The organism is Serratia sp. MMO-28 (assembly GCF_037199905.1).
Classification (GTDB): domain Bacteria; phylum Pseudomonadota; class Gammaproteobacteria; order Enterobacterales; family Enterobacteriaceae; genus Chania; species Chania oryzae.
The window spans coordinates 40,867-47,120 of the sequence record NZ_JBBCVB010000040.1; the positions used below are offsets into that span (position 1 = coordinate 40,867).

5 protein-coding genes are annotated in these 6,254 nt (G+C 50.3%); 2 read left to right on the plus strand and 3 right to left on the minus strand.

Annotation, left to right across the window (positions count from 1 at the left end):
- Nucleotides 1-34: 34 nt before the first annotated feature.
- Both dauA and WG891_RS24445 read right to left on the minus strand, forming a co-directional pair.
- Nucleotides 35-1,726 carry a C4-dicarboxylic acid transporter DauA gene (dauA, locus tag WG891_RS24440; protein WP_337264820.1) on the minus strand — a complete coding sequence of 564 codons (1,692 nt, stop codon included), beginning with the start codon at nt 1,724-1,726 and terminating at the stop codon, nt 35-37.
- Between the two features lie 200 nt (nt 1,727-1,926).
- A complete protein-coding gene (locus WG891_RS24445; protein ID WP_337264819.1) occupies nt 1,927-2,412 on the minus strand; it encodes a heme-degrading domain-containing protein in 486 nt (161 codons plus the stop codon).
- A gap of 190 nt (nt 2,413-2,602) precedes the next feature.
- On the opposite strand from WG891_RS24445, the gene WG891_RS24450 reads away from it, so the two are divergent.
- Both WG891_RS24450 and WG891_RS24455 read left to right on the plus strand, forming a co-directional pair.
- Entirely contained in the window at nt 2,603-3,700 is a 1,098-nt protein-coding gene (locus WG891_RS24450) for a GGDEF domain-containing protein (protein WP_337264818.1), read from the plus strand.
- A gap of 152 nt (nt 3,701-3,852) precedes the next feature.
- Nucleotides 3,853-4,392 carry a DUF2058 domain-containing protein gene (locus WG891_RS24455; protein ID WP_076940336.1) on the plus strand — a complete coding sequence of 180 codons (540 nt, stop codon included), beginning with the start codon at nt 3,853-3,855 and terminating at the stop codon, nt 4,390-4,392.
- Nucleotides 4,393-4,563: 171 nt separating this feature from the next.
- Here WG891_RS24455 and WG891_RS24460 read toward each other — a convergent pair whose 3' ends face one another.
- On the minus strand, nt 4,564-5,739 hold the full coding sequence (locus WG891_RS24460) for an acyltransferase family protein (protein ID WP_337264817.1): 1,176 nt from the start codon (nt 5,737-5,739) through the stop codon (nt 4,564-4,566).
- Nucleotides 5,740-6,254: the final 515 nt, after the last annotated feature.

A 6,254-nucleotide genomic window follows, 5' to 3' on the forward strand; every position in this document is an offset into this window, starting at 1 on the left:
AGGCAAAGCCCGACGATGTGTCGGGCTTTTCTGTTTATGGGGTACCGAGCGCAGCCAATGCTTCCGGCAGCGTGGGGTAGAAATGCAGTTTCCCTTCAATGGGTTGCATACGCGCACGTGCCAGCGTTTTCAGCGGCTGGAATGGAATATCGGTGATCACCAACTGCTTACCGGCGGGCAGGGTATCAATATAACGCTGCAGCGCATGCAAACCGCCGGCATCCAGCACCGGCACCGCATCCCACTGCAATACGATGGTGTGATAGTTCTCACTGCGTAACAGCAATTCACTGAAGATGCGTTCGGCGGCGGCGAAGAACAGCGGGCCGTTGACGCGCATCACCAAAATGCCGTTTTCCGCGCTCAGTTCGCTTAAACGCGTCATGCGTGCAATGCGGCGCATAAACAGCAGCGAAGCCAGCACGATACCAACGGTAATGGCGATCACCATATCAAACAGCACCGTCAGCGACATGCACAACACCATCACCAGAATGTCGTCCTTCGGCGCGCGGCGCAGCAGGTAAACCACCTTATGTGCCTCACTCATATTCCATGCCACCATCAGCAGCAATGCGGCCATCGCGGCCAGCGGCAGATAAGAGAGCCAAGGGGCGAGCACCAGCAACGCCAGCAACACCAACAGCGAGTGGATAATGGCCGAAACCGGTGAGGTGGCTCCAGCACGCACGTTAGCGGCTGAGCGGGCAATGGCTGCCGTGGCGGTAATCCCACCAAAGAATGGCGCGATAATGTTGCCTGCCCCTTGCCCAATCAACTCGGTATTGGAGTGGTGCTTTTTACCGGTCATTCCATCCAACACCACGGCGCATAAAAGCGACTCGATAGCGCCGAGCATCGCCATGGAGAACGCAGCGGGCAGCAGTGCAGAAAGTAGGTGCCAGCTCAGCTCAATTGGCTTGCCACCGCTGGCGGGGAGATCCGAGGGGAGTACCAGCTGTGGCAAAATCGGCGGGATCCCTTGCCCCTGGCTGCCGTCGGCCAGTTGGAAACTGAAGCGGGAGCCAATGGTGGCGACCTGGTGGTCAAACAGAGCCAGGATGGCCATCAGCGCGGTTCCCACCAGCAGCGCGGGCAGGTGGCCGGGCACCCGCAGCCCCAGTTTTGGCCAGAAGATCAGGATTAACAGGGTAACGATACCGATCAGCGTATCGCCGAAATCCACGCTGGGCAGCGCATGCAGCAGGGCGTAGACTTTGCCGATGTAATTTTCCGGTACTTCGGCCAGGGCAAGCCCAAAAAAGTCTTTCACCTGCATGGTGGCAATGGTGATGGCGATCCCAGAGGTAAAACCGAGGGTGACCGACAGCGGGATGTATTCAATCAGGCGGCCAAGGCGCGCCAACCCCATCAACAGCAGAAACAGGCCGGAAATCATGGTGGCAATCAACAGGCCAGAAAGCCCGAACTGCTGCGAAACGGGGTATAAAATAACGACAAAAGCGGCGGTAGGGCCGGAGACGCTATAACGCGAGCCGCCGCTGACGGCAATCACGATCCCGGCAATCGCCGAGGTGTAAAGCCCGTACTGCGGTGGAACACCGCTGGCAATCGCCAGTGCCATCGCCAGAGGAATGGCGATAATACCGACGGTGACCCCGGCAATTGCATCTTTCAGCAGGCGTTGAAGTGAATAAGGTTCCCGCCAACAGGCTTCAATCAGCGCGCTGAAGGGGCGAATGCCGTTAATTTCGTGCGTTTTCATCTAAGTTGCAAACCAAATCTAGAAAAGAGAAAGGAATGGCGGGCCAGATGAGGTCCGTCGCGGATAGCTGAAGATACCATACCCCTTTCTGCGGGCAGATATCTAGACCTGTACCAATGCAGCTATTATTGCTTTCATTGACAATGGGTTCAGACCGGCGCACCGGTCTGCATAGAAGGGATAAGTGTGATTTTTACGGTTTAGTGCATGGCCGGCAGGGATAAGCCGAGAAAGTGCGCCAGAGTGTCTACCAGCAGATTATGATCTTCACGCTGCGGCGAGCCGGAGATGGCGATTGTCCCTATGCAACCCGCACCGGCCAGCCGGATCGGAAATGCACCGCCGTGGGCCGCATAATCTCGCACGCTGAGGCCATACCTCTCTTCCAGCGTGACTTGGCGCTGCTGCAGGCGCAGACCGACGGCATAGGAACTTTTATGAAAGTGATTAACCACATTGCGCTTGCGGCGCACCCAGTCAGTATTATCTGGCGTGGTGCCCGGCATGGCGTAGGAGAACAACGTGTGCCCGGTAAGCTGGATTTCGATAGCGATCGCCAGATGGTGCTGTTCAGCCGCCGTTTTCAGCGCGATGCCTAATTCCCAGGCGGTGGTGTGATCGAAATGGTGAAAGGTTAATGCCGTTTCCTGCATGGCTAACGCTTGTAAATCGTCTTCGATATTCATGACATTTCCCCTTGGCAAGATTGAGAACAGACTATCCTGATCTGAGGGAGCGTTATAGACAGTCTCATCATAACTTAGAACTGCTAATCTATTATTATGGTGAGTATTATGTCAGTGACTTGGCGCGGGCGAGACAAGGATTTTTTGTGACAAATCACCTAGCTGATATCTGGGGGTATGCCGAATATTTATGACATACGTTGCCTCGATCGCTTCTTTCTACAGTGATGCCTGCATCACTTATGCCACGTTGTCGCTGAGCTATTTTGCTCTGAGCAAGAATGCGCCGTTTTCTCACCGCTCTGAACTGTGGAAACGCGTGCTGTTTGGCGCGCTGGCTGGCTTGGCGGTGCTTTATCTGAACCATGATCGGCTCACGTTTGCGCATGGGGTTTATTACAGCTTTGGCATGATCCCGATGATTCTCGCCACCTTCTTTGGTGGTGGTATCAGTGGGCTGACATGCTATCTGGTGAACTTTATTTTTACCGGCGGATTCACGCTCGATAATCTGTTTATTGCTTCGATCGTGTTACCCTTGCTGTTTTCTGCGGTATGGCAAAGAAAATCGAACGGTGTGTTCTATCTTACCATTGGCATCATTACGCTCTACCGTATTGTCATTGTCGGCACGCAGGTCAATTTCCATGAGTTATGGCCCGATATTCTGCTGTATCAGGCTGCCTCAGCCCTTTGCCTGGCTATTTGCTATCATGCTCTGAGTTTTAAAGAGCGCCACATTCATGCCTTTTTCGCCATGCGTAATAAAGCCACGATAGATAGCCTGACTCATATTAATAATCGAGCCAGCATCGATTACAAGATGATGGTGCTGCATGAGCAGCGTCAGCCTTGTGGCTTAATGATGTTGGACTTGGATGATTTTAAAAAGGTGAATGATACCTATGGTCATCTGGCGGGAGATGGCGTGTTGACGGGAATTGGGCATATTTTGCAGGACAGCGTCCGCAGCGAGGATTTTGTCGGGCGCTATGGCGGTGAGGAGTTTATCGTGATTACTGCCAGCCATGATCCGGTATATATCCATGCGGTGGCGGAACGTATTTGCAGCAAGGTTGAGAGTTCATGCTTTAGAACAGAAGAGGGCAATGAAATCCGCCTGACGATCTCCATCGGCACCTCATTGTTTTTACCTGGAATGACGGTAGAAAAAGCCATAGAGGTGGCCGACGAGGCATTGTATGCCGCCAAGCGCAGTGGCAAGAATCGCGTGGTGAGCAGCCAGTTGATGTCGTTGGCTCCGCTGGGGGACAGTTTCAGGCAGTAAGCCTGGTGCGGTGAGCGCTGTGTCTGAAGCAGAGGGCAGCCTCTGTTCACTCTGCCAAATAGGCCACACAGCATTCGGATTCGGCAACCTGTTACAGCCTCAAAAATTACAGGTATAATCCCACAAATTATTCAACGGGTTTAGAAGCGAAGATGACAAAACTCACCTTACAAGAGCAGATGCTGAAAGCTGGATTAGTGACCAGCAAAAAAATGGCCAAGGTCCAAAAAACGGCTAAAAAATCACGAGTTCAGGCCCGTGAGGCAAGAGAGGCGGTAGAAGAAAATAAAAAAGCACAACTTGAGCGTGATAGACAGCTAAGCGAACAGCAAAAACAAGCTGCTTTATCTAAAGAATACAAAGCGCAGGTGAAGCAGCTCATTGAAATGAACCGAGTCGTCATTGCAAAAGGTGATATTGATTTTAACTTCACCGATAATAATTTAATTAAAAATATCGTTGTCGATAAGCCTACGCAAGCTCAGCTGATTAACGGCCGCCTCGCCATTGCGCGTTTGGTGGTTGATAGCAGCGGCAAGAGTGAATATGCCATCATCCCCGCGAGCGTCGCCGATAAGATTGCGCAGCGAGATGCCAGCAGTATTGTATTAAACAGCGCACTGAGTCAGGAAGAGCAGGATGAAGACGATCCGTATGCTGATTTTAAAGTGCCCGATGATTTGATGTGGTAATCAATTTTTTCGCAGATGCTTATGAACGAAAAGCCCGTTAGGGCTTTTCGTTCAGGTCTTGTGTTCGGTAGCCGTTCAATTCATCACGCTTTCAATTTTTAACATTTTATTTAGATATTCAAGAAATCCCCGAGTCTGGCAGCGGTGAGCTCTGTCAGACTCGGGGGAGGGTCAGATTTTGATATAAATTTGCCGGCGGTACAGCATTGAACTGATCGACCAGTTAACGCAGAGGAACAACAGGGCGTAAGCCAGTGAACTCGGGTAGTCACCTAATAGGGGTCTTAACACCCCGTCGTAGACGAGCTGATGAATCGTGACTAACGAATCGTAACGGCCAAACGGAATAGTGTTTAGTAGCAAAGAAAGAAAGGCTGCATTGACGTAGATAAAAAGTGGATTAATACCGAACGCTTCAAAAGGGCGGCACCAGGTTTTCTTGCCCTGAATATCAATAATCCACATGAGCAATGCGAGGAAGGATGCGGCTAAGCCACAAGTCACCAGCACAAAAGTGGGCGACCATATCTTTTTATTAATCGGGCAACCATAGCTGAGTAAAAAGCCGATAAAGGTCAGGCTGGTGCCTATAATAAATAGCGTCTGTACTTTCTGCTGAATATCCTTGGTGCGTGAGAGTATTTTGCCGCAATAAAAGCCTAACAGGACGTGGGCGATCGCCGGGAGCGTACTCAGCAATCCTTCAGGGTCAATTGCCAGCCCTGCATCTTTGTACATGTGGTTGACGCCAAGAATCGCCTGGTCAAGTTGCGAAATAATATTTTGCTCACTTTGCTCAAACCCATTGCCTGCAAGCAGAATGGCATAATATCCCAACAGAAGCGTGACGATGATATGCGGGATGTATTTATGGTTGACCAACAGGGCAATAATCGCGGTGGCTGCATAACAGATAGCCAATCGCTGCATTACCCCTAAAATACGAATGTGCTCAAAGTTCCATAGCGAAGGCCCTACTCGCTGCCAGAACTCAACCCCCTCAGCGGTAAGCTTGTAGGAGGTTCTGAGAAACAGGGCAAACCAGGCAATGAATAATCCAATCATAAAGATAACCAAAGTTCGGGTCAGAATTTTGGTTATGGTGGCTGAACTGGCCGAGAATTGGCTTTTCTGCAGAGAAATATAAGTAGAGATGCCCATAATGAACATAAAAAAGGGGAAAACCAGATCGGTTGGCGTTAGCCCATGCCAAGAGGCGTGCCCGAGAGGAGCGTAAACGTAGCTCCAAGAACCAGGGTTATTGACCAGAATCATTCCTGCGATTGTCATACCGCGTAAAACATCTAAGGAAAGCAAACGATGATGAGAACTGGGGATTTTCGACATAGTATCATGTTGTCCTTAAACTAAAGATGGAATGTGGCTTAACCACAATGAGGCCGGTTGTTATGGCCTTAATATCGTTTAAATTCATATTTTTATGACGTTTTGATAAGCGTCGATATAGAGAGTGGTAGAGCTGAGGGTTCGACGCCATCGCTGTCACAGCTTATAAAAAATAGCTTAAAATGATTAGATTTATTAATTATTTTTGTGAGGCGGGTGATTTGCTGGAAAGAGGATTGATTTTTATGCGTGGCAAGTGCAAAGAAAGCTGATGGTCGAGGCTGCCGATGTTGCCTGGGGGAATTGCAATGCGCGTATGTCGAACCCTGTCGAGGTTCTCTTGTAGGGTTCATAAAAGAAAATAAGCCAGAGTTTTCGCTCTAATGCCCGTCAGTAAAGGCTGGCCAGTTCCCTCTCCCTTGGGGAGAGCAGCTGTGTTTAAAGTCAATGGGTGATGATTAATTTGTCACCCATTGCCTATTATCTCGCAGCATCGCGTTTAATATCGTTAACAG